This window comes from Dyella sp. 01N448, assembly GCF_056399225.1.
Map to the genome: position 1 here is coordinate 396563 of NZ_JBFTQX010000005.1, position 22754 is coordinate 419316.

Below are 22754 nucleotides of genomic sequence, written 5' to 3' on the forward strand. Positions count from 1 at the left end.
TCTCGATCCCTGTCTATTCTTTCGGGCTTCCAGAGGCACACGGGGCCATAGCTCAGCTGGGAGAGCGCCTGCATGGCATGCAGGAGGTCGGCGGTTCGATCCCGCCTGGCTCCACCAAATTTAGATACGTCCCCATCGTCTAGAGGCCTAGGACATCACCCTTTCACGGTGGCGACCGGGGTTCGAATCCCCGTGGGGACGCCACTCTACCGATAAAACGGCAAGAGTGGTCAAGGACGAAATCCAAGTTGGTGCAGTGCTGGAAGCAGTAAAAAATGTGGAGCGGTAGTTCAGTCGGTTAGAATGCTGGCCTGTCACGCCGGAGGTCGCGGGTTCGAGTCCCGTCCGCTCCGCCACTTTACGAAGAGCCCGCCATTGGCGGGTTTTTTGTTGCCTGCGATTCAAGGTTCTCTGTGGGAGCGCACCCTGTGCGCGACAAACCTACGGAGCAGCGCCGTGATGGCCCAAGTCGCGCACAAGGTGCGCTCCCACAAGGGTCAGTCCGCGGCGTGCTGAGATTCCAGCCGCTCCAGCGTCCCCTTCGAATGCCCCTGCTCCGCCAGGTATTCCAGCCAGCGCGAGAGAAACCCATTCATGCGCAGCCGGTGCTGCAGCACCGTATTGGCCGGCGGGAACGGCCCGAGCACCTGCCACAGGTGACGCCCTGGATGGCAGTGCAAAGCCTCGGCCACATGGGCGTCGGTGTACATGCGTAACTGCGCCGACGGCGACGGCTGGCCGGTGTGCGCATCGACAAAGTTGTAGGTGAGCTCGAGCTCCAGCGTATACGGATGCCGTTCCTGCACCTGCAAACGCACATCCAGGCCATCGTCCACGCTGGACAGATAAAACCCCGGGGCCAGCTCCTGCGGCGTAAACAGCCGCACCAGCCGATGGTAGTTCTCGGCGTAAAGCCCCATGAGGAAGCCGAAACGTCCTGGCAATAAGGCTTGGCGACTGTCTAATACGGCACTCATGGGCGGTACGAACTCCTTAGAACATGGTCCGCTCGATTCCGAAGCGGTCAAAGATCTTGCTCGCAATCTCTTCAATGGACACGTGCGTCGTGTTGAGGCTGGGAATGCTTTCGCGGCGCATCAGCTTTTCGGCCTGCGCCAGTTCCCAGCGGCACTGCTCCAGCGTCGCATAACGGCTGCCGGCGCGCCGCTGTTCGCGAATCTGCGCCAAACGCATGGGGTCGATGGTGAGACCAAACAGCCGATCCTTATACGGACGCAAGCGCGCCGGCAGTTCGAGTTTGTCGAGGTCGTCGTCGGTCAAGGGGTAATTGGCGGCGCTGACACCGTAATGCAAGGCCATGTAGAGACAGGTGGGCGTCTTGCCCGAGCGCGACACCCCCACCAGGATCAGGTCGGCCTGAGCATAGTCCACATCAATACCGTCATCGTGTGACAGCGCATAGTTCGTGGCATTGATGCGGGCCTCGTATTTGTCGAAGTCGACCAGGCCATGCGAGCGATTCACCGCGCCGGATCGCTTGGCGCCCAGCTCATCCTCCAGCGGGCCGATGAACGGCGCGAACACGTCCAGCATCAACCCGCCGCTCTCGGCCACGATCTCGCACAATTCGCGCGAGGCCATGGTGTTGACCACGATGGGACGCTCGCCGGTTTGCGCGTAACGGGTCTTGATGCGCAGCGCTGCCGCCTCGGCTTTATGGGCGTCGTCGATGAACGGCAAGCGGTGCTTGTCGAACTGCACGCCCTCAAACTGGGCCAAAATACTGTTGCCGATTGTTTCCGCCGTAATACCAGTGGAATCGGAGATATAGAAAACGGTTCGCTGCATGGCTGATCCAAAGTCCCTGGTGGTTCTTGGCCCTCACCTTAGCGCAAGGTGAAAAGCCTGTCTTTGCTTGACTCACGGCTGACTGGTATTGCGTTGGCGCTGGTTTTCACCCGAATGGTCTTCTTGTGCTTCGCACCATCGGCAGCGGACAATACCAGTTCTTTGTGGCCCGATTTCTCCTCGAAACCGGGCTACCGCCACTTTTGAAACCCTACGAGCTCTCGAGGAGACTCCCTTGAACGATCTGGTGCTTTGGCTCGACACGCTGCGCATGACCGACCTGGGCAAGGTTGGCGGCAAGAATGCGTCGCTCGGCGAGATGATCGGCAATCTCGCCAAGCTCGGCGTGTCGGTGCCGGGTGGTTTTGCCACCACCGCCGACGCGTTCCAGGAATACCTCGACAAGAGCGGCGTGGCCAAGCGCATCCAGGAGCGGCTCGCCTCGCTCGACGTCGATGACGTGATGGCCCTGACGGCTGCCGGCAAGGAAATCCGCGAATGGGTCACCGAGACGCCGCTGCCGGCGGATCTGGACAAGGCCATCCGCGACGCCTACGCCAAGCTCTGCAAGGATGCCGGCGCCGAGAATATCGCCGTGGCCGTGCGCTCCTCCGCCACCGCCGAAGACCTGCCCGACGCATCGTTCGCCGGCCAGCAGGAAACCTTCCTCAACGTGGTCGGCATCGAGGACGTGCTGCACAAGGTGAAGGAAGTCTTTGCCTCGCTCTACAACGACCGCGCCATCGCCTATCGCGTGCATCAGGGCTTCAAGCACGAAGATGTCTTCCTTTCCGCCGGCGTGCAGTTGATGGTGCGCTCGGATGTGGGCGCCTCCGGCGTGCTGTTCACGCTGGACACCGAGTCGGGCTTCCGCGATGTGGTGTTCGTCACCGGTTCGTACGGCCTGGGCGAAATGGTCGTGCAGGGCGCGGTCAATCCCGATGAGTTCTACGTGTTCAAGCCCACGCTGAAGGCCGGCAAGCCGGCTGTGCTGCGACGCAGCCTCGGCGCCAAGCAGCAGCGCATGGTGTATTCGGACAAGCCCGGCGAGCGCGTGCGCATCGAAGAAACGTCGGCGGAACTGCGCAACAAGTTCTGCATCACCGATGAAGACGTGCAGGAGCTGTCCAGGCAGGCATTGATCATCGAGAAGCATTACGACCGCCCGATGGACATCGAGTGGGCGAAGGACGGCAACACCGGCAAGCTCTACATCGTGCAGGCCCGTCCGGAAACGGTGAAGTCGCGTGCACATGCCACGCAGCTGGAGCGCTTCCATCTCAACGAAAAGGGCAAGGTGCTGGCCGAAGGCCGCGCCATCGGCCAGAAGATCGGCTCGGGCAAGGCGCGTGTGATCCGCTCGCTGGCCGACATGAACAAGGTGCAGACCGGCGACGTGCTGATCGCCGACATGACCGATCCCGATTGGGAGCCGGTGATGAAGCGTGCCGCCGCCATCGTCACCAACCGCGGTGGCCGCACTTGCCACGCTGCCATCATCGCGCGCGAACTGGGCGTGCCTGCGGTGGTGGGCACGGGCAATGCGCTGGAGCTGATTCCTGACGGCGCGGAAGTCACCGTGTCCTGTGCCGAAGGCGACACCGGCACGATCTATGAGGGCCTGCTGAAGTTCGACCGCGTCACTGCAGACCTCGGCGACATGCCAGACGCGCCGCTCAAGATCATGATGAACGTGGCCAACCCGGAGCGCGCGTTCGACTTCGGCATGCTGCCGAACGCCGGCATCGGCCTGGCCCGCCTGGAAATGATCATCGCCAGCCATATCGGCGTGCATCCCAAGGCGCTGCTGGAATACGCCAAGCAGGATGCGGAAACCAAGAAGAAGATCGACGAGCGCATGGCCGGCTATGCCGATCCCGTGTCGTTCTATGTCGATCGCCTCGCCGAAGGCATCGCCACCATCGCGGCATCGGTGTATCCCAAGCCGGTGATCGTGCGCCTGTCCGACTTCAAGTCGAACGAATACGCCGGCCTGATCGGCGGCTCGCGCTACGAGCCGCATGAAGAGAATCCGATGATCGGTTATCGCGGCGCCAGCCGTTATGTCGATCCGGGCTTTGCCGAATCGTTTGGGCTGGAGTGCAAGGCCGTCAAGCGCGTGCGCGAAGTGATGGGCCTGGACAATGTGTGGGTGATGATTCCGTTCGTGCGCACGCTGGGCGAAGGCCGCAAGGTCATCGAGGTGCTGGCCAAGAACGGCCTCAAGCAGCGCGAGCACGACCTCAAGGTCATCATGATGTGCGAAGTGCCGTCCAACGCCCTGCTGGCAGACGAGTTCCTCGACATCTTCGACGGCTTCTCCATCGGCTCCAACGACCTCACCCAGCTCACCCTGGGCCTGGACCGCGACTCCAGCATCGTCGCCAACCTGTTCGACGAGCGCGACCCGGCAGTGAAGAAGCTGCTGGCCATGGCCATCAAGACCGCCCGCGACAAGGGCAAGTACATCGGCATCTGCGGCCAGGGTCCGTCCGACCACCCGGATCTTGCCGAATGGCTGATGGACCAGGGCATCGAGTCGGTCTCGCTCAACCCGGACACGGTGGTGGATACCTGGCTACGCCTGGCCAAGCGCAAGGCCGCGTAATTCTGCCTAGGCATGGGTGACTCGAAGGGCGGTGGCGACACCGCCCTTCTTTTTTGCGCGGCATCAAGGCATACAGGCCCGCCCACCCGTATCGAACGTGCTCTCGTCGGATTGAATCAGCCCCTGCTGCACGGTGAGAAACGTGGCAATCGGCATGGCGAGTGCCGAACTTCCCTGCCCGCTCCTGGCGACGAAACGCACCGCCACATGATCTCCCTCCACCACCACCTGGTCGATCTCGTCGCGAATATCGGGAAACGCCGCAAACAACTCGCGATACGTGCGCAGCACTTCGGTCGGCCCGTTGCGAACGGCACAGAAATCGGAAGAGGCCAGCCTGGCATCGTTCGCATATAGCTGGGCCATCGCCGCTGCATCGTGTCGATTGAAGGCGTCGAACATCGCCTGCACAACGGCTCGCGGCGATGGCGCTGCGTGTGCCGAACCAACCAGGCCAGCCGCCAGAAGTACCAGGCTTGCTGAATTCATATCGCTCTCCCAAGTGTCCTCGTGGGAAAAGCTTCGCTCCCGGCGGCCGGGCGCGCATGTCTTTGCTTGCTCTCTTCAGGCATGAAACTAAAGGTACGCGGCGCGGTCCACACAGAAACGCGAGCGGAGGGGCACGTCCATGCAACGACTGACCAGGCTACTGGCAAGCAACAAGGGCTTCCTCACCTTCATGCTTTGCATGTTCATGTTCCGCAGCGCCGTCGCCGACTGGAACGTGGTGCCCACCGGCTCCATGCAGCCGACCATCGAAATCGGCGACCGCATCGTGGTCGACAAGGCAGCCTACGATCTGCGCGTACCGTTCACCCATGTGTCGCTGATCCACCGCGCCGACCCGCAACGCGGGGATATCGTGGTGCTGGACTCCAGCGCCGCTGGCGAGCGCCTGGTCAAACGCGTGATCGGCGTCCCTGGCGACCAGATCGCCTTGCTGCAGAACCACCTCTATGTGAACGGCAAGGCTGCGGACTACCGCTACACCCAGGTCACCGGCATCCGCGACGACCGCGAAGACCCCGCGCTGTACGCCATGGAAAACACCGGACAGCTCAGCCACGCCGTGCGCTGGTCGATCGCCGCCCAGGGGCACACCCACGATTTCGGCCCGGTAACCGTGCCACCAGGCCACTACCTGCTGCTTGGCGACAACCGCGACAACAGCGCCGACTCGCGCTATTTCGGTTTCTTCCCGCGCAATGAGATCACCGGCCGAGCCACCCGCGTCGCCCTCTCACTGGATCCGGGCAACCACTATTTGCCACGCGGCGACCGCTGGGGCACCGCACTGCGCTAGCCGATTGCGCTCATGCGAGTAGAAATCGCCCTACCCCCATTGCCAGCCATCCCCACACCACGTAAAATCGCCGGCTCGCGTGGACCACACGCACATCTTTGGAGAGGTGGCAGAGTGGTCGAATGTACCTGACTCGAAATCAGGCGTACGTGTAAGCGTACCGTGGGTTCGAATCCCACCCTCTCCGCCAGGCACAAAAAAACGCCCCCTTCGTGGGGCGTTTTTTTGTGCCTGGCGGAGAGGGTGGACTCGATGAGAACCCACCGGTTCGACAAATTTGCCAGGAGCAAATTTGGACAGCCGCAGGCTGGCCCCGTAGCGCGCAGCGCGGAGGGGTGGATGGACCCAACAATCCCACCCCTCCCGCGACCAAAAACGCGCAACGAAGCAGGCCCTGTTCTTACATCAGCTCAATCGCTCACCTGTAGCCCGCCGGCTACATTCAGCTCATCATGGTCTACAAAGACTCCGGCGATCGCACAGCCGCCGGCTCTCGCAAGCAACTTGCAAAACAGGCGACCCGACCATGAAGAAGACGGAAACCTTCCCCTATGACGTGGTTGACTACCTAACCACGTCCGAAGACTGCGCCGCTTATCTCGACGCCTGCATCGAAGAGAGCAACGGCGATGCCGCGTTTATTGCTGGTGCTCTAGGCAACATCGCCCGCGCCAAAGGCATGAGCCAGGTGGCCAGAGATGCTGGTCTATCTCGCGAAAGCCTGTACAAGGCGCTCTCGGGCGAGCGCAGCCCGGACTTCGCCACCATTTTGAAAGTGCTACGCGCCGTTGGCATCAAGCTCCATGCTGCGGTCGCCTGACACGAACACACCACACGAACTCGCTAGAACCCAGAAGCTTCTTTACGCATCCCTCCCCAATCCGTCATGCTCGCCTCGCACCGCCACACCAGGCACCTCATGATCGAATTCGGACACGGAACCCACGTCGGCCTGCGCCGCGCGCGGAACGAAGACACTTACTACGCCGACGCATCGCTCGGCCTTTTTCTCGTGGCCGACGGCATGGGCGGGCACCAGCACGGCGAAGTGGCTGCCGCTTTGGTGCGCGACGCCGTGGCCGACCTGGTCATGCGTGGCCACAATCTGGTCGAAGCCGTGCGCGCGGCGGACGAACGACTGATCCAGCACAGCCGAAGCTTTCGCGATCCGCTGCCGATGGGCACGACGATCGCTGCCATCCGCCTGCACGCGGACAGCTACGAAGTGGTGTGGGTGGGCGATAGCCGCGTGTATCTCTGGCAGAAAACGCTACGCCAGGTGAGCCACGATCATTCGCTGGTGCAGGAGCTGGTGGCCGCAGGCACGCTCGACGCCTCGCAGGCAGCGCGTCATCCCCATCGCAACGTGATTACCCAGGCACTGGGCATCACCGCGGCCGAGCAGCTGCACATCGGCATGGCGCGCGGAAAGCTGGAACACGGCATGTGCTTCCTGCTGTGCAGCGACGGGCTGACTGAAGAAGTGAGCGACGCCGTCATTGCGAACATCGTCTCGCGCCAGGATCTGTCTGCCCAGGAAAGCGCGGAGCATCTGCTGCTCGCCGCACTCGATGGCGGCGGCAGCGACAACGTCACCGTGATACTCGCCCGCGTCAACTGATCGCGGGCACGGCGCTCACTGGATGGTGATCGCGTCGACGCGACGCCATACCGAGGTTCCACCAGCACTCTTGTCCAGGGAATCGAGACGCTTTTCGTGCACGGCGATTTCGTCCGTACTGGCACGCAGCACGCGCGGACGACGATCCAGCACCACCGGCGTCAGAGTCACCGTCGTGCCCTGCTCCTGCGCGCCAACGAAGCCCAGATCCAGCACGACCTGGCCCGAGGTCATCGCCAGATAGACGTCCGCCAGCAGCTGGGCGTCGATCAGGCCGCCGTGCAGGTCACGTGCCGAATTGTCCACGCCCAGTCGTTTGCACAGCGCATCGAGGCTGTTGCGCTGCCCGGGATAGCGCTCGCGCGCCATCATCAGCGTATCGAGGATGCTGCTGCGGTCCTCGAGTCGTCCGAACGACGGCCCCAGGCGCGCCAGTTCGGCATTGATGAAGCCCACGTCGAAGGTGGCGTTGTGGATGATCAGCTCGGCGCCATCGATGAAGGCGAGGAATTCCTCCACCACGTCCGCGAAACGCGGCTTGTCGAGCAGGAACTCGTCCTCGATGCCGGTGACCTGCCGCGCGCCTTCGTCGATGGCGCGATCGGGATTGAGATAAGTCTGGTAGTACTTGCCGGTGGGACGACGCTCGATCATCTCCACGCAGGCGATTTCGATCAGGCGATGGCCCTGACGGACTTCAAGACCGGTGGTCTCGGTATCCAGAACGATCTGCCTCATGGCTTGCTCCTGTACTGTTCGGCCTGTTCGCGCGCAGCCACATCCACGCGCTCGTTTTCGACATGGCCGTTATGACCCTTGACCCAATGCCAACGCACCTGATGGATCTGCGTGGCGTTGGACAGGCGCTCCCACAAGTCCTGGTTCTTCACCGGTTTCTTGTCGGCGGTTTTCCAACCGTTCGCGCGCCACTTGGGCACCCATTCCTCGATGCCTTGCATCACGTAGCGCGAGTCGGTGGTCAAGGCGACCTTGCACGGTCGCGTCAACGCCTCGAGCGCCCCGATGGCCGCCATGAGTTCCATGCGATTATTGGTGGTGGCCGGATCACCACCTGAGACCATGCGTTCGGTGCCCTTGGCGCGCAGCAGCGCCGCCCAACCGCCAGGTCCGGGATTGCCGAGGCAGGCGCCATCGGTAAAAGCTTGCACTTCAGTCATTGTCACCATCAATTTGCGAATAGTCAGGATGCCGCATTGCGTCGGGCACCCGGTGCCAGTCCCACGTTGACCGTGGCCGGCAATGTTTTGGGTTTCAGTCGAATCGGCGTCGCCATGCGCCGACGCTTGCGCGCGATAAGCAGATAGCCACCGCCCAGCACATGGGTGGCATCGAGCCCCGCATGACTGCTCGGCCACAGTCGTCCGACGCGCTCGATACGTTCGATATCCAGCTCACGGCGACGCACCCAGCGCTCAAGCAACAAGGGCGAGTGCATGCTGGGCGCATGCCCGCGGGTACGCCACATCATCCAGGGCAGCCACGCGCTGAAAGGATGCAAGCCAGTCAGCGCAAGCACGCCGCCGGGCGCCAGCACGCGCGAGGCCTCTTCCAGCATGTCCTGCGGCGTGGTCGAGACCTCGAGCGCATGGCGCAGCAGTACCAGATGGAAGGCATCGTCGACAAACGGCAGCGGCTCGTCCGCGCGCGCCGTGAGGTCGCCAGCATATTGCCCACCTGCCACGCTGAGCCGCGTCCAGTTGCCCAGCAGCGGCAGCACCGGAGGCCTGTCGTCCGCCGAGACGCTGATCAGCAGCGCGTGGGTGCCGCTGCAGCGTTGCAGCCCGGGCGCCAGCGCCACGCTCTCCTCGGCCAGCAGGTTACGCAACGGGGCACTGCTGTAGATGTCTTGGTCACGCTGAGACATGGGTGGCCGGCCGGTCATATCGATGCGCACAGTGTACCGGCAGCCCGGCGACAACGTGTCCTGGTCGACAGAGATACCAGGGCTGAGGCCGCAAGTCTGAACCTCCCCACCAGCAGTTAACGTCTCACTAACGAGCGAGCCAAATCGGGGCTTTATAGTCGGCCACTCGCGCAAGCCAGGAGGGCCTGCGTCAGTCGATACGAAACCGCGGAGGACCACTCCTTGCACGTCGTACCGTTACCGGCGCTTGCCGATAATTACATTTGGGTGCTGCACGACGACGCCGGCCAGGCCATCGTCGTGGATCCAGGCGATGCCCTGCCGGTCGAGGCGGCGCTCATGCAGCGCGGCCTGAAGCTTTGCACCATCCTGCTGACGCATCATCACCATGATCATATCGGCGGCGTCGATGCGCTGCTTGCGCGGCACGATGTGCCGGTCTATGCACCGCGCGACGAACGCATCACCTGCGCCACGCATCGCGTGAACGACGGCGACGTGGTGACGCTGGCCACACCGTCAGCACGTTTTGAAGTGATCGCCGTACCCGGGCACACCACCACCCATGTCGCCTATACCGGCGAAGGCGTCCTGCTGTGCGGCGACACGCTTTTCAGCATGGGCTGCGGGCGATTGTTCGAGGGTACGCCCGAGCAGATGCTCGCGTCGCTGGATCGATTGGCGGCGCTGCCGGCCAACACGCTGGTGTGTTGCGCCCACGAATACACCGCCGCCAACGCGCGCTTTGCGCAAACCATCGAGCCGCACAACCCCGCACTTGCAGCGCGCCAGCAGGAAGTGGCCGCACTGCGAGCGCACGACCAACCCAGTCTGCCTGTCTTGCTTGCCACGGAGCATGCGACCAACCCCTTCCTCCGCACGGACCACGATGCCGTGATCGCATGGAGCCAACGCCATGGCGTGGCCGGCGATCGCGTGGCGCGTTTTGCGGCGTTGCGGGCCAACAAGGACGTGTTTACCGGATGAAGATCAGCCGCCGCCTGCGTCCCCTGCCCCTCGCCACGTCGGTCTTCCTGGCGGCGTGCGCTACCGGCCCCGCGCAGAAGGCGCCGCCGACTCCCGCTCCAACGCCGGCACCGCAAACCGGATCCTCGCACGGCACCACCATTCGCCCGGCGCCGGCGCCTGCCGCAGCGAACGTGGTGGATGATGGAAATATCTGGCAGAACCTGCGCAACAGTTTCGCCATGGCCGACTGCGATGCCGACCCGAACATCGTCGCGTGGGCTCGCCGTTACACCAGCAACCCGCAGCGCTTCGAAGATCAGATCGCGGCCGCCGCTCCGCGCCTGGCCTATGTGCAACAGGTGGCGGCGCGACACAACGTGGCCGGCGAATTTGCCCTGATTCCCTGGGTCGAAAGCCAATATCGCCCGATCTCCGGCGGCAAAGGCATGCCCTCGGGCATGTGGCAGATCATGCCGTCCACGGCCAATGCCATGGGCATACGCGTCGACCGGAACTTCGACGGCCGCCTCGATGTACCCGCAGCCACCGACGCCATCATGGCGCTGCTAAGCCGCTATCACGACGACCTCGGCGACTGGCGACTGGTGGACTATGCGTTCAATGCAGGCGAGTTCGGCATCAAGCGCGTAGTGAGCCAACATGGCGCGCCGCCTGACGAACCGGTGATCCCGAAGATGCCGGTGAAGCCGGTGACGCGCGAGCATCTGGTCAAGCTGCTCGCCATCGCCTGCGTCATCCGCGAACCCGATCGCTTCAACGTCAGCCTGCCGACGCTGCCCTCCGAGCAGCGGCTGGTCAAGGTAGACATCGACAACTCCATGCCGATCGCTCGCGCTGCCAGCCATGCCGGCATGTCGACCGATGATCTGAAAGACATGAATGCGGCGTTTCGCAATGGCGTGGTCGACACCAACGCCTCGCCCTATCTGATGCTGCCGAGCAACAAGGTGCAGCAGTTCCGCAATTCGCTGTCGGCACAGAGCAACGCAAATGCCCAGACCGTGCCGGGCACGGCGACGCTTCCGCCCCTGGGCGCGGCACTGAGCGCGGCCGATCAGGATGACGACAGCACCGCAGCATCGGGCAAGGCCAATTCAACCAAACGCACCCACACGGTGAAATCCGGCGAGAGCCTGTGGTCCATCGCGCGTCGCTACTCGGTGGACATCAAGCAGCTGGAACTGTGGAACCACTTGCAAGGCGCGGTGGTAAAGCCCGGACAGGTGCTGAAGATCAGCGCACCGGGTTGAAGCCGGGCTCGTTGACGGCGCCCGCATCACGCGCCGTCACCTCATAAAAAAAGGGCGACCATGGGTCGCCCTTGTTCTGTCTGCCGGCAACTCGCTTACATGCGATCGGCGGCAATCTTGATCTCGGTCTTCGCCTTCAGCGCGTCGATGTAGGCCTGCGTGGCGAGGATGCCGTAAGCCTGGCCCATCTGCTGACGCAGCGTGCTGCGCTGTTCGGCGGAGATCTTGCTCAGGTCGCCGTCCTGGATCTTGTCCACGCCCACCAGCGCATAGCTGCCATCGTGCAGCGCGACGCGGGCGAACTGCGCCTTGCCGGCGGCCGGATGCGGCAGCAGGAAGGCCTGCTCCAGCACTTCCGGAGCCACGCCCTGCTGCATGCGGATCGCCTCCGGTACTGTCTGTACGGTCGCACCGGCCGATGCCGCGACTGCCTGCATGTCTTCGCCCTTCTGCACGCGGGCCAGCAAGGCGTCGGCGCGCTTCTGCTCTTCAGCAGCCGTACGCTCGTCGAGGATCTTCTGGCGCACCTGGTCACGCACGTCGGCCAGCGGGCGGGCTGCGGCCGGCAGGTGCTTGTCCACGCGCACCACCACGGCGTGATCCGAGCCCAGATCGATCAGGCTCGAATTGTTGCCCTGGAGCAGCACGTCATCGGAGAACGCGGCCTGGACCAGCTTGGGATCGGCCGTGATGCCCTGGCCGCCCTTGCGGGAGAACAGCTCGGTGGTCTTCACCGGCATGTTCAGCGCCTGCGCGGCGGGGTCCAGCGTCGAGGGGTTCTGGTACGTCTGGTCGGTGAGCTTGCCGGCCAGTTCGTTGTACTGGCGGTCGCGCTCGGTGCTCAGGTAATCCTTGGCGATCTGATCGCGCACTTCGGCGAACGGCTTGGCATCGCCGCTGCGCACATCGCGCAGCCACAGCACGTGGTAACCCTCGTCGGACAACACCGGCTTGGAGATCTGGCCCTTTTGCAAGGCGAACAGCGCGGAGTCGAACGAGGCGTTGGTCACGCCCTTCTCCAGCCAGCCCAGGTCGCCGCCCGAGCGCTTGGAACCCAGGTCGTCGGAGTCCTGTTCGGCCAGCTTGGCGAAGTTGTCCGTGGTCGCTTCGGCGGCAATCTTTTCCGCCTTGGCCAACGCGGCCTTCTGCTGATCCGGCGTGGCGTTCTTGGGCACGTTCACCAGGATGTGCGAGACCAGGCGCTGCTCGGGCTGCACGAAGCGCTGCTTCTGATCTTCGTAACGCTTCTTGAGCTCGTCTTCGCTGGGCTGGGCATCGATCTTCAGATCGGCGCCATTGACCTCGATGTACTTCAGCGAGACCTGCTCCGGACTCATGAAGTCGGCCTGGTGCTCTTTGTAATAGGCATCGAGCTGGGCGTCAGTCACTTCCGTGTCGGTCAGCGTGGGACGCGGCAGCGCGAACCAGCGCAGGTCGCGACGCTGGTACAGCAGGCCCAGGTAACGGTCCATGTCGGCGTCGGTGACGATGGTGCTGGCGATGATGGCGCGCGGCAAGATGCCCGGCTCAAGCGATGCGCGCTGGCTGTTCTCGAACATCGCCGGCGTCATGTTCTGCGCAGCGAGAATGGCGCGATAGGTCGCCGGATCAAACTGGCCGTTGACCAGGAAAGCCTGCTGGCTGGAAATGCGGTCACGCAGCTCGACGGCAGAAACCCGCAGGCCGAGTGCGTCGTTGGTCTGGCGCAGCAGCTGTTCGTTGATCAGCTGATCGAGGATCAGGCGTTTGGTTTCGGGCTTTTCGAACTCGGCCGCATCGAACTGGTCGCCCGCGCGAGCCATGGCGTCCCGGCGCGCTTCGTTGACGCGGTCCTGGTAATCGCGCTGGCTGATTTCGTGCTTTCCGACCATCGCGACATACGTGTCGTTCCGCGATGAGAAATACGATTCGATGCCGAAGAACGAGATGGCGAAAACGCAAATACCCAGAATGACGATGGACGGCCATCCGTGAAGCTTGGTACGCAATGCCTGCAGCATGGAGATGTTCCCGGGCTCTCGTTGTTCGGCGCACAAAGTGCGGGGTACGCAAATGGCAAGGGCGCCACACGGGCGCCCTTGCGAACTGTGGCGGAGCGGACGGGACTCGAACCCGCGACCTCCGGCGTGACAGGCCAGCATTCTAACCGACTGAACTACCGCTCCACTTATTACTGGTGGGTGCTGTAGGGATCGAACCTACGACCCTCGCCTTGTAAGGGCGACGCTCTACCGCTGAGCTAAGCACCCGAAACTAAGCAAGTAGCCGCTTAGTTTAGGGCATCCTTGAGGGTCTTGCCAGCCTTGAATGCCGGAACCTTCGAGGCCTTGATCTTGATCGTCTCATTGGTGCGCGGGTTGCGACCGGTACGGGCAGCGCGCTTGCGCACGGTGAAGGTACCAAAGCCGACCACCGACACATCGTCACCCTTCTTCAGCGCCTTCTGCACGGTCTCGAAGAACGCTTCGAGAGCACGGCCGGCGTCAGCCTTGGTGAGTTCGGCCTTCTCGGCAATGGCATTGATCAGATCGGTTTTATTCATTGAGACACTCCCTTAAACGGTTATGCAGCCCGCATGGTCATTCTGGGACCAGGCGACGTCACCTCATGGCAGACACCGGGACATCACCAAGCAATCCCGCATCACTGCGCACCATGCTTGGCGTCAGGCTGCGGTGTCGCCTTTATACCAGTGGCCCCAAGGGTCCGCAATGACAAGCAATACCAAGGGTTCGCGCGGTTCAGCATGGTCCGCGAACGCTTGCAAAGTGTGTGCTGAAACGCTAAGCGACAGCGGCACAGCGGGCTGTGATCCAGGCACAAAAACGGGCGGTTTCCCGCCCGTCTTTGGTGATGCTTGTCACGGATCAATGAGGCCGCGTGTAAGCCTCCTGGTCCTGCGCCTCCTCGTGCGGCGTGTCCACCTTCGGCTTGTCACCGTCGGTGGCCTGACGCGGATGCAGAGGGCGCTCCAGCGCGATGTCCAGCACCTCGTCGATCCAGCGCACCGGATGGATGTCCAGCGAGGACGTGATGTTGTCCGGAATGTCGGCAAGATCTTTCTTGTTTTCTTCCGGAATGATCACGGTGGTGATGCCGCCGCGATGCGCCGCCAGCAGCTTCTCCTTGAGGCCACCGATCGGCAGCACGCGGCCGCGCAGGGTGATCTCGCCGGTCATCGCGACTTCGGAACGCACCGGCACCTTGGTCAATACCGAGACCAGCGCCGTGCACATGGCAATGCCAGCACTCGGGCCGTCCTTCGGCGTCGCACCCTCGGGCACATGGATATGGATGTCGTATTTCTCGTGGAAATCCGGCTCGATACCCAGGCGATCGGCGCGCGCGCGCACCACCGACAAGGCCGCCTGGATCGACTCTTTCATGACGTCGCCCAGCTGGCCCGTATGCACCAGACGGCCTTTGCCCGGCATCACCGAGGCCTCGATGCTGAGCAGGTCGCCGCCCACCTGGGTCCAGGCCAGACCGGTGACCAGGCCCACTTCGTTCTGCAATTCCTTGCGGCCGAAGTCGAAGCGACGCACACCCAGATACTGCTCGAGATTGGCCGACGTGACCGCGACCCGACCCGGCGCCTTGGCCTTGGTTTTGGCCGTCTTTACGGCCGCAACCGGCTTCACCGCGGCGCCCTTGGCGGCGGACTTCTTGAGCTGACCCAGCGTCAGCTCCTTCACCACCTTGCGGCAGATCTTGGAGATCTCGCGCTCGAGGTTGCGCACGCCCGATTCGCGCGTGTAGTAACGCACGATGTCGCGCACCGCTTCCTCGTCGATGCTCAACTCTTCGGCCTTCAGGCCGTTGGCCTTGAGCTGCTTGGGCAGCAGGTATTTCTGCGCGATGCCGAGCTTCTCATCCTCGGTGTACCCCGGGATGCGGATGACTTCCATGCGGTCCAGCAGCGGGCCGGGGATGTTGAGCGAGTTGGCCGTGGCGATCCACATCACCTCGGACAGGTCCAGATCGACCTCGAGGTAATGGTCGTTGAAGGCGTGGTTCTGCTCGGGATCGAGCACTTCCAGCAGCGCCGAGGACGGATCGCCGCGGAAGTCCATCGACATCTTGTCGATTTCGTCGAGCACGAACAGCGGGTTCTTCGAACTCACCTTGTTCAAATTTTGCACAATGCGGCCCGGCATCGAGCCGATGTAGGTGCGACGGTGGCCGCGGATCTCGGCCTCGTCGCGCACGCCACCCAGGCTCATGCGGACAAATTTGCGATTGGTCGCCTTGGCGATCGACTGACCCAGCGAGGTCTTGCCCACGCCCGGCGGACCGACCAGGCACAGGATCGGGCCCTTCATCGCGTTCACGCGCTGCTGCACGGCGAGGTACTCGAGGATGCGCTCCTTGACCTTCTCCAGGCCAAAGTGGTCGGCATCGAGCACTTCCTGCGCCAGCTGCAGATCCTTGCGGACCTTGCTGCGCTTTTTCCACGGCACGCCCACCAGCCAGTCGAGGTAGTTGCGCACCACGGTGGCTTCGGCCGACATCGGCGACATCTGGCGCAGCTTACCGAACTCCGCGCGCGCCTTGGCGAGCACCGGCTTGGGCATGCCGGCGGCTTCGATCTTCTTTTGCAGCTCTTCGATTTCGTTCGGGCCTTCCTCGCTCTCGCCGAGCTCCTTCTGGATGGCCTTCATTTGTTCGTTGAGGTAGTACTCGCGCTGGCTCTTTTCCATCTGCGACTTGACGCGGCCGCGGATGCGCTTTTCCACCTGCTGCAAGTCCATTTCGCCGTCGACCAGGCCGATCAGCAATTCAAGGCGCTGCCCCACGTCGGAGGTTTCCAGCACCTTCTGCTTGTCGGCCATGCGCACGGACAAGTGCGCCGCGATCGAGTCGGCGACGCGCGAGGGATCATCGATGCCCGACAGCGTCGCCAGCACTTCCGGCGGCAGCTTGCGGCTCTGCTTGACCAGCTGTTCGAACAGCGAGATCAGCGTGCGCGATACCACGTCGAGCTCGCGTTCCTTGGAGCTGTACACCGGCTCGATCACGCGCGACGTAGCGGTGAGCATGCCGCCGTCTTCGTTGTAGTTTTCGATCTCGACGCGCGACTGGCCCTCGACCAGCACCTTCACGGTGCCATCGGGGAGCTTGAGCAATTGCAGCACGCCGGCAAGTGTGCCGATCTGGTGCAGGTCGCTGATCTTGGGATCGTCGATGTCCGGGCTTTTTTGCGCCACCAGCAGGATCTGACGCTCGCCCTCCATCGCGCGCTCCAACGCACGCATGGATTTGTCACGTCCGACGAACAGCGGGATGACCATATGGGGATAAACCACCACGTCACGCAGCGGCAACACTGGAAGTGCATCCAGGGTGGCGCCGGTGGCTTGGGGGTTGGGGGCGGTCTTTGCCATCGAAGAGAATCTCTCGTGATGTGTCGTCTTTGCACCGACACTGCGCCGGGTGCATCTGTACGTCAAGTGGTGCCTTAGGGTCACTCACACAAGTGCATGAGCGGCGGCACAAACAAAATGGCCCCGGCAAATCTGCCGAGGCCATGGGATCACTCAAGCGCGTGAACTGCTCAGGCGGCGTCGCCACCCTCACCCGCTGCACGCGGCTGCTTGAGGTTGCCGCGATAGATCAGATACGGCTCGGCCTGGCCTTCGATCACGGCATCGTCCACGACCACTTTGCTGACGTGCTCCAGCGACGGCAGCTCGTACATGGTGTCCAGCAAGACCGACTCGAGAATGGTGCGCAGACCGCGTGCACCGGTCTTGCGCTTGAGCGCCTTGCGGGCAATCGCCTGCAGCGCTTCCGGGCGGAACTCCAGTTCCACGCCTTCCATTTCGAACAGCTTCTTGAACTGCTTGGTGACCGCGTTCTTCGGCTCGGTGAGGATCTTCACCAGCGCCGGCTCGTCGAGCTCGTCGAGCGTGGCGACCACCGGCAGGCGGCCGACAAACTCGGGGATCAGGCCGTAGCGCACCAGATCCGACGGCTCCACATCGGCGAGCACCTTGCCCAGGTTTTCCCTGCGCTCCTTGCTGCGCACTTCGGCCGAGAAGCCGATGCCGGTGGAATCCGAACGCTGCTGGATGACCTTCTCCAGACCGGCGAACGCACCGCCGCAAATAAACAGGATGTTCTTGGTGTCCACCTGCAGGAATTCCTGCTGCGGATGCTTGCGACCACCCTGCGGCGGCACCGAAGCCAGCGTGCCTTCGATGAGCTTCAACAGCGCCTGCTGCACGCCTTCGCCGGACACATCGCGGGTGATCGACGGGTTTTCGCTCTTGCGCGAAATCTTGTCGATTTCGTCGATGTACACGATGCCCGACTGCGCCTTGTCGACGTCGTAGTCGCACTTCTGCAGCAGCTTCTGGATGATGTTTTCCACATCCTCGCCCACGTAACCGGCTTCGGTCAGCGTGGTGGCGTCGGCGATGGTGAACGGCACGTTGAGCAGGCGCGCCAGCGTTTCGGCCAGCAGCGTCTTGCCCGAGCCGGTCGGCCCGATCAGCAGGATGTTGGACTTGCCCAGCTCGACATCGTCGCTCTTGGAACGCGACTCCATGCGCTTGTAGTGGTTGTACACAGCCACGGCCAGCGCTTTCTTGGCGCGGGTCTGGCCCACTACGTACTGGTCGAGGGTTTCCATGATCTCGCGGGGCTTGGGCAGCTGGCTGCGCCCGGAGGCGGCCTTTTCCTCAAGCTCTTCGCGGATGATGTCGTTGCACAGCTCTACGCACTCGTCGCAGATGAACACGGAGGGACCCGCGATCAGCTTGCGCACTTCATGCTGGCTCTTGCCGCAGAAGGAGCAGTAGAGAATCTTGCCGCTGTCGTTGGAACGGCCCTGCCGGTCGTCGCTCATGCCTGGATCCTGCTGATAAATCGATTGCGGTTTGAGAATAGCACAGGGTTCCGCGTCTGCAGCGAGACGCGGAACCGCTTGCAAACCTGGTACCAGGAACGTGAAATCAGCTGGATTTCACCGTCTCGACGGCGCGGCGATCGAGGACCTGATCAATAAGGCCATATTCCTTGGCCGCCTCGGCGCTCATGAAGCGGTCGCGCTCCATGTCCCGCTCGATCTTGTCCAGCGGCTGGCCGGTATGCTGAACGTAGATATCGTTCAGGCGGCGGCGCAGGTACAGGATTTCCTGGGCCTGGATCTCGATGTCGGTGGCCTGGCCGCGGGCGCCGCCCGACGGCTGGTGGATCATCACGCGCGAATTGGGCAGGGAATAACGCTTGCCCTTGGCGCCAGCCATCAGCAGCAGCGACGCGGCGCTGCAGGCCTGGCCGATGCACATGGTGCTGACATCGGGCTTGATGAACTGCATGGTGTCGTAGATCGCCAACCCGGCGGTGACGGCACCGCCCGGGCTGTTGATATAGAGATGGATGTCCTTGTCCGGATTTTCGGACTCAAGGAACAGCATCTGCGCGACCAGCAGGTTGGCCACCTGATCGTTCACCTCGCCGACAAGGAAGATCACGCGCTCCTTCAGGAGGCGCGAATAGATGTCGTACGAGCGCTCGCCGCGAGCGGTCTGCTCAACGACGATCGGTACCAGGTTGAGGTTTTGGATCGGGTCCATAGCCATGCGTGTCGCTCTCCGGTGTATTGGCCTGAAGAATGCCTCAGGCGTTGACCGGGCGCATCACCTCGTCGAAGCCAAGATTCTGCACAGTGGTGGAGGCGTGATCCGCCACCCATTCTGCGACCTGGTCTTCCATCACGCGATTCTGCAGCCCAGACATCAATTGGGGGTCGCGATTGTACAGTTCAATGACCTTTTCCGGCTCTTCGTAGGTCGAGGCGATGGCGGCCAGCTGCTCGGCCACGCGGCTGCGGTCGATGACCAGGGACTGCTTGCGGGCGATCTCACCCATCAGCAGACCGGCGATGACGCGCTTGCGGGCAACCGGGGTGGCGGCCTCGATCAGCTGCGGCGGAACCTGCTGGCCGCGCGGGATGCTGTTCTGGGCCAGGGCATGCGCCTCGGACTGCACCATCACGTTCGGCACGTCGATGTCCGGGTGGGCATCGGCAAGCTTTTCAGCCACTTCGGACTTCAGGCGGGCCATCAGGGTGGCCTTGAGCTCGCGCTCGAGATTGGCGCGGACTTCCTTGCGGAACTTCTCCAGGTCGCCATCGTCGATGCCGAACAGGGCAACGAATTCGCCGTTTACTTCCGGCAGCTTCGGCTCCTGCACCTTGATGATCTTGAAGTGGCACTGGGCGGTCTTGCCGGCCAGGTTCTCGTTGCGGAAATCCGCCGGGAAGGCCACTTCGGCGTCGAATTCCTCGTCGGCCTTGCGGCCCGTCAGCACTTCATCGAGCGCCTTGAACAGGGTGCCCGAACCCAGCACGCTGCCGGCGCGCTCCAGGCCTTCGGCCGGGAAGCGGTAGTCATCGGCCTGGGCCGAGTACTCGAACATCACGAAATCGCCTTCGGCCGAGGCGCGCTCGACATCGTCGAAGCTGCGGCGCTGCAGGCGCAGGGTCTCGATCATCTTTTCGATGTCGGCGTCGGTCACTTCGGCGACCGGACGGGTCACGGCGAGCGTGGCGACGTCGATTTCCGGGAATTCCGGCATGATTTCGAAGGTGGCCGTGTAGGCGATTTCACCTTCGACCGGACGACCGGTGGTGTCGATCGACGGGTTGGCGATCGGACGCAGGTTTTCCTGGGCGACGGCTTCGCGCAGCGTGCTGCCGATCAGGTCGGAGAGCACTTCACCGCGCACCTGGTCGCCAAAGCGCTGCTGGATCACTGCAGTGGGCACCTTGCCCGGACGGAAGCCCTTGAGGCGCACGGTGCGACCCATTTCGACGATGCGAGCATTCACCTGCGACTCGAAACGCTCCGCGGGGAATTTCACCGTGAGCTTGCGCTCCAGCTTGCCGACGTTTTCAACCGAAACCTGCATGACGTCTCCTGGTGTACCTGTAAGTGCGCCCGTCAAAGGCGCGTGGCGGCCCGGGGCCGCCTGCAAAAAGAAAAACTCAAGGGATGGTGCGAAAGGAGGGACTCGAACCCTCACGGGGTTACCCGCTGGAACCTAAATCCAGTGCGTCTACCAATTCCGCCACTTTCGCATCAGAACTACTAAGAGGAAGTTTCCGTAAGCATCGGATTTCCAAGGGAATAGACGGGCAAAATGCCCGTACGCCCCGCCCCGCCAGCCTCCGGGCGCTCCGCCCCTAAGTCGATGATTCCCTTACACGAAAGCAGGCCATTTTACGGGTCGCGTGGGGCGCAGCACAAGCGGGCAAGCGCCCTTGCAGAAAGCTCTGATGTGCCGCGTCCCGCGCTGCCTCTAGAGCTCGCGCAGGACGCGGAAGCCGACTCTCCCGCTGCGCACGCTGGCATCGACACCCTGCCGGTAGGCCGAGCGCACCTGTTCGGGCGAGCTGCCCCAGGAACCGCCGCGGACCACACGGGAGCCGCAGCCCGGATTTACCCAGGCGCCACCATCACGCGGCGCGCGAAGATAGCTGTCGTGCCAGCAGTCCTGCACCCACTCCGATACGTTGCCGTCGATGTCATACAGACCAAAGGCGTTGGGCGCGAAACTCATCACCGGGGCCGGGCCCCAGTAGCCGTCCCGATAACCCTGGAACGCATTGCTCCAGCGTCGGCCGCTGGGCGAACGATCTCCCGAGCCGGTGAGATTCTCGACCTTGCCGCTGGGCGTCCCGTCTCCCCACCAGTAACGGGAGGTGGTCCCGGCACGCAGGGCGTATTCGAATTCCGCCTCGCTGGGCAGACGATAGGTTTTGCCGCTGCGCTGGCTCAACCAGTCCACGTAGGCCTTGGCGTCGCTCCACGACACATTGACCACGGGAAGCCGGCTATCGGCATTGCGGCCGGCGTAGTCGTCCTGCCAGCTGGCGCTGGTGTCGTCGCGCATCGCGCCGGTGCCCTCGTCATAGACGCTCGCCCCGCCGAGCTTGATCGAGTCGGGCTGATAACCGCTGGCGCGGACGAATTCGCGGAACTGTCCCACGGTGATCGACGTGCGCGACAGCGCAAAGCCCTTGCCGATGCTGACTTCGTGCTGCGGCGTCTCGGCATCTTCCCGGCCAGCCTCGTTGTCGGGCGCGCCCATCTGGAAGCTGCCGGTGGGAATGACCACCATCGAGGGCGTCTGGCCAGGCATGTCGGCAAACCGGTCGGTGAAGACCTGTCCCGGTTTGTAGCTGGCATACAGGCGCACATTGGTAATGCGCTCGCCAAATTCGTCGAGCCCGGCCAGATCGGGACTGATCGCCTTGGCCTGGTCGGCCAGTTGCTGAGCCATGGTCAGGTTGCCCGAGTCCAGCGCGGACCGCGCCTGCCCAAGCAATCCATTGGCCCGGGCCACGCGCATGGTATCGACGCGCGTATGCACATCGCGCATGGCGGGAGAGTCCGGTGCGATTTGCGCCGCCTCTGTCAGTGCCTGGTCGGCCGCCTTGAAGTCGTTTTGCGCCACCGCCGCCAGGGCGCGGTCGAGTACGGCGCGCTGCACCTGCAGGGTGCCCTGGGCGGCCACGGCGTTGTCCGGATCCAGCTGTTGCACCTGCCGATAGAGCTCCAATGCATTGTTGCCGGGCGGCTGGTCCGCATTGCCTTGCTGCAGCAGCGTGGCCGCCTTGGCCAACAGCGGGCGAACCTGGCTCAGGGTCTTCAGCTTTGCCTGCAGCTGGTTCACGTCGTCGGTGGCGTCGGGAATGAGCTTGAGCGTGTCGAGCAGATCGCTGGCCGCATCCGCATCGCCCACCGCCACGCTCTGGTTGATTTCTGCCACCAGCCGCTCGCGCACTTCAAACAAACCCTGCGCGGCACGGCGGCTGTCGGGCTTGAGCTTGAGCGCCTGCTCATACAAGGCCACGGCACTGTTTTCGTTGCCCGCCAGCTGCCCGGCCTTGAGGGCCTTGTCGGCCTTCGTCATCAACGCCTCCACCTCGGGCGTATCGGCACTGAGCTGTTCGGGCAGGTTGGTGTTCTTCTTGCTGAGTCGCGCCACCACCACATCGGTGGGCGCCAGCGTCAGCGGCGGACCGGCATCCACTTCGGACGGCTCAGGCCGCGTGCTCGTCGCCGGCGCCACAGCCGCCGCCGGGCCCAGGTTCATGGCGCGATGCGTTGCGGTCGCCGACGGCTCAACGTGGAGCACGCGCGGGAAAAAGTGATAGACCAGCGCGAGCGCCAGCACGACGACACCCAGGGCTCCGCCTAGGGCTCGCTGTCGTCGTACGGTTTCCTTGCTCGGCATGTTTGGGCGTCCCTGGGCGGCCTGCTATGGTGGGCGATCTA

Annotated in this window: 19 protein-coding genes and 7 tRNA genes; 10 read left to right on the forward strand and 16 right to left on the reverse strand. The window is 63.2% G+C overall.

Translation table 11 applies throughout. From position 1 onward, the window contains the following. Nucleotides 1-41: 41 nt before the first annotated feature. The 3 genes from AC1DKY_RS11435 to AC1DKY_RS11445 all read left to right on the forward strand — a co-directional run bounded on the left by AC1DKY_RS11435 (nt 42) and on the right by AC1DKY_RS11445 (nt 356). Nucleotides 42-117: transfer RNA gene (locus tag AC1DKY_RS11435), tRNA-Ala, on the forward strand. Nucleotides 118-128: 11 nt separating this feature from the next. Further along, nucleotides 129-204 (forward strand) — tRNA-Glu (locus tag AC1DKY_RS11440). A 75-nt stretch (nt 205-279) separates the two neighbouring features. After that, nucleotides 280-356: transfer RNA gene (locus AC1DKY_RS11445), tRNA-Asp, on the forward strand. Nucleotides 357-497: 141 nt separating this feature from the next. On the opposite strand, the gene AC1DKY_RS11450 is transcribed toward AC1DKY_RS11445, so the two are convergent. Both AC1DKY_RS11450 and ppsR read right to left on the reverse strand, forming a co-directional pair. Next, entirely contained in the window at nt 498-977 is a 480-nt protein-coding gene (locus AC1DKY_RS11450; protein ID WP_441603228.1) for a DUF1249 domain-containing protein, read from the reverse strand. Nucleotides 978-993: 16 nt separating this feature from the next. Beyond that, nucleotides 994-1809 (reverse strand): posphoenolpyruvate synthetase regulatory kinase/phosphorylase PpsR, encoded by an 816-nt coding sequence (gene ppsR, locus AC1DKY_RS11455; protein WP_441603227.1) that lies wholly within the window; start codon nt 1807-1809, stop codon nt 994-996. Nucleotides 1810-2044: 235 nt separating this feature from the next. On the opposite strand from ppsR, the gene ppsA reads away from it, so the two are divergent. Beyond that, nucleotides 2045-4417, forward strand: coding sequence for a phosphoenolpyruvate synthase (gene ppsA / locus AC1DKY_RS11460; RefSeq protein ID WP_441603226.1), 2373 nt, complete (start codon nt 2045-2047; stop codon nt 4415-4417). Between the two features lie 63 nt (nt 4418-4480). Here ppsA and AC1DKY_RS11465 read toward each other — a convergent pair whose 3' ends face one another. Next, nucleotides 4481-4906 (reverse strand): nuclear transport factor 2 family protein, encoded by a 426-nt coding sequence (locus AC1DKY_RS11465; protein WP_441603225.1) that lies wholly within the window; start codon nt 4904-4906, stop codon nt 4481-4483. A gap of 139 nt (nt 4907-5045) precedes the next feature. Here AC1DKY_RS11465 and lepB point away from each other — a divergent pair, with 139 nt between their 5' ends. The 4 genes from lepB to AC1DKY_RS11485 all read left to right on the forward strand — a co-directional run bounded on the left by lepB (nt 5046) and on the right by AC1DKY_RS11485 (nt 7341). Next, entirely contained in the window at nt 5046-5720 is a 675-nt protein-coding gene (lepB, locus tag AC1DKY_RS11470; protein WP_441603224.1) for a signal peptidase I, read from the forward strand. A gap of 100 nt (nt 5721-5820) precedes the next feature. After that, nucleotides 5821-5910 (forward strand) — tRNA-Ser (locus tag AC1DKY_RS11475). A 336-nt stretch (nt 5911-6246) separates the two neighbouring features. Next, the gene (locus tag AC1DKY_RS11480) at nt 6247-6540 is read left to right on the forward strand and encodes an addiction module antidote protein (protein WP_441603223.1); all 294 of its coding nucleotides are present in this window, start codon (nt 6247-6249) and stop codon (nt 6538-6540) included. 99 nt (nt 6541-6639) lie between these two features. Then, on the forward strand, nt 6640-7341 hold the full coding sequence (locus AC1DKY_RS11485; protein WP_441603222.1) for a PP2C family protein-serine/threonine phosphatase: 702 nt from the start codon (nt 6640-6642) through the stop codon (nt 7339-7341). Nucleotides 7342-7356: 15 nt separating this feature from the next. Here AC1DKY_RS11485 and dnaQ read toward each other — a convergent pair whose 3' ends face one another. Genes dnaQ through AC1DKY_RS11500 form a run of 3 tightly spaced genes read right to left on the reverse strand, consistent with a single transcriptional unit; the run spans nt 7357 to nt 9226 of the window. Then, nucleotides 7357-8079 (reverse strand): DNA polymerase III subunit epsilon, encoded by a 723-nt coding sequence (dnaQ, locus tag AC1DKY_RS11490; RefSeq protein ID WP_441603221.1) that lies wholly within the window; start codon nt 8077-8079, stop codon nt 7357-7359. Continuing rightward, complete coding sequence (gene rnhA / locus AC1DKY_RS11495; RefSeq protein ID WP_441603220.1) at nt 8076-8519, reverse strand: ribonuclease HI; 444 nt, start codon at nt 8517-8519, stop codon at nt 8076-8078. Before rnhA ends, dnaQ begins: the two co-directional genes overlap by 4 nt. 23 nt (nt 8520-8542) lie before the next feature. Continuing rightward, nucleotides 8543-9226, reverse strand: coding sequence for a class I SAM-dependent methyltransferase (locus tag AC1DKY_RS11500; RefSeq protein ID WP_441603219.1), 684 nt, complete (start codon nt 9224-9226; stop codon nt 8543-8545). Between the two features lie 222 nt (nt 9227-9448). On the opposite strand from AC1DKY_RS11500, the gene gloB reads away from it, so the two are divergent. Continuing rightward, on the forward strand, nt 9449-10213 hold the full coding sequence (gloB, locus tag AC1DKY_RS11505) for a hydroxyacylglutathione hydrolase (RefSeq protein WP_441603218.1): 765 nt from the start codon (nt 9449-9451) through the stop codon (nt 10211-10213). Beyond that, nucleotides 10210-11466, forward strand: a complete 1257-nt coding sequence (locus tag AC1DKY_RS11510) for a LysM peptidoglycan-binding domain-containing protein (protein WP_441603217.1) — start codon at nt 10210-10212, stop codon at nt 11464-11466. The genes gloB and AC1DKY_RS11510 overlap by 4 nt, the downstream gene beginning before the upstream one ends. Before the next feature lie 95 nt (nt 11467-11561). On the opposite strand, the gene AC1DKY_RS11515 is transcribed toward AC1DKY_RS11510, so the two are convergent. The 10 genes from AC1DKY_RS11515 to AC1DKY_RS11560 form a co-directional block, all read right to left on the reverse strand. Next, nucleotides 11562-13466 (reverse strand): SurA N-terminal domain-containing protein, encoded by a 1905-nt coding sequence (locus AC1DKY_RS11515; RefSeq protein ID WP_441603216.1) that lies wholly within the window; start codon nt 13464-13466, stop codon nt 11562-11564. A gap of 88 nt (nt 13467-13554) precedes the next feature. Beyond that, nucleotides 13555-13631, reverse strand: a tRNA-Asp gene (locus AC1DKY_RS11520). A 9-nt stretch (nt 13632-13640) separates the two neighbouring features. After that, nucleotides 13641-13715 (reverse strand) — tRNA-Val (locus tag AC1DKY_RS11525). Between the two features lie 20 nt (nt 13716-13735). Further along, nucleotides 13736-14008, reverse strand: a complete 273-nt coding sequence (locus AC1DKY_RS11530) for an HU family DNA-binding protein (protein WP_019465590.1) — start codon at nt 14006-14008, stop codon at nt 13736-13738. A 325-nt stretch (nt 14009-14333) separates the two neighbouring features. Further along, the gene (gene lon / locus AC1DKY_RS11535; RefSeq protein WP_441603215.1) at nt 14334-16850 is read right to left on the reverse strand and encodes an endopeptidase La; all 2517 of its coding nucleotides are present in this window, start codon (nt 16848-16850) and stop codon (nt 14334-14336) included. Between the two features lie 170 nt (nt 16851-17020). Beyond that, on the reverse strand, nt 17021-18316 hold the full coding sequence (clpX, locus tag AC1DKY_RS11540; RefSeq protein WP_441603214.1) for an ATP-dependent Clp protease ATP-binding subunit ClpX: 1296 nt from the start codon (nt 18314-18316) through the stop codon (nt 17021-17023). 106 nt (nt 18317-18422) lie between these two features. Then, complete coding sequence (gene clpP / locus AC1DKY_RS11545) at nt 18423-19052, reverse strand: ATP-dependent Clp endopeptidase proteolytic subunit ClpP (RefSeq protein ID WP_441603213.1); 630 nt, start codon at nt 19050-19052, stop codon at nt 18423-18425. A 37-nt stretch (nt 19053-19089) separates the two neighbouring features. Next, nucleotides 19090-20382, reverse strand: coding sequence for a trigger factor (gene tig, locus AC1DKY_RS11550; protein ID WP_441603212.1), 1293 nt, complete (start codon nt 20380-20382; stop codon nt 19090-19092). Between the two features lie 84 nt (nt 20383-20466). Next, nucleotides 20467-20551: transfer RNA gene (locus AC1DKY_RS11555), tRNA-Leu, on the reverse strand. A gap of 221 nt (nt 20552-20772) precedes the next feature. Next, nucleotides 20773-22713 (reverse strand): SUMF1/EgtB/PvdO family nonheme iron enzyme, encoded by a 1941-nt coding sequence (locus tag AC1DKY_RS11560; RefSeq protein ID WP_441603211.1) that lies wholly within the window; start codon nt 22711-22713, stop codon nt 20773-20775. Nucleotides 22714-22754: the final 41 nt, after the last annotated feature.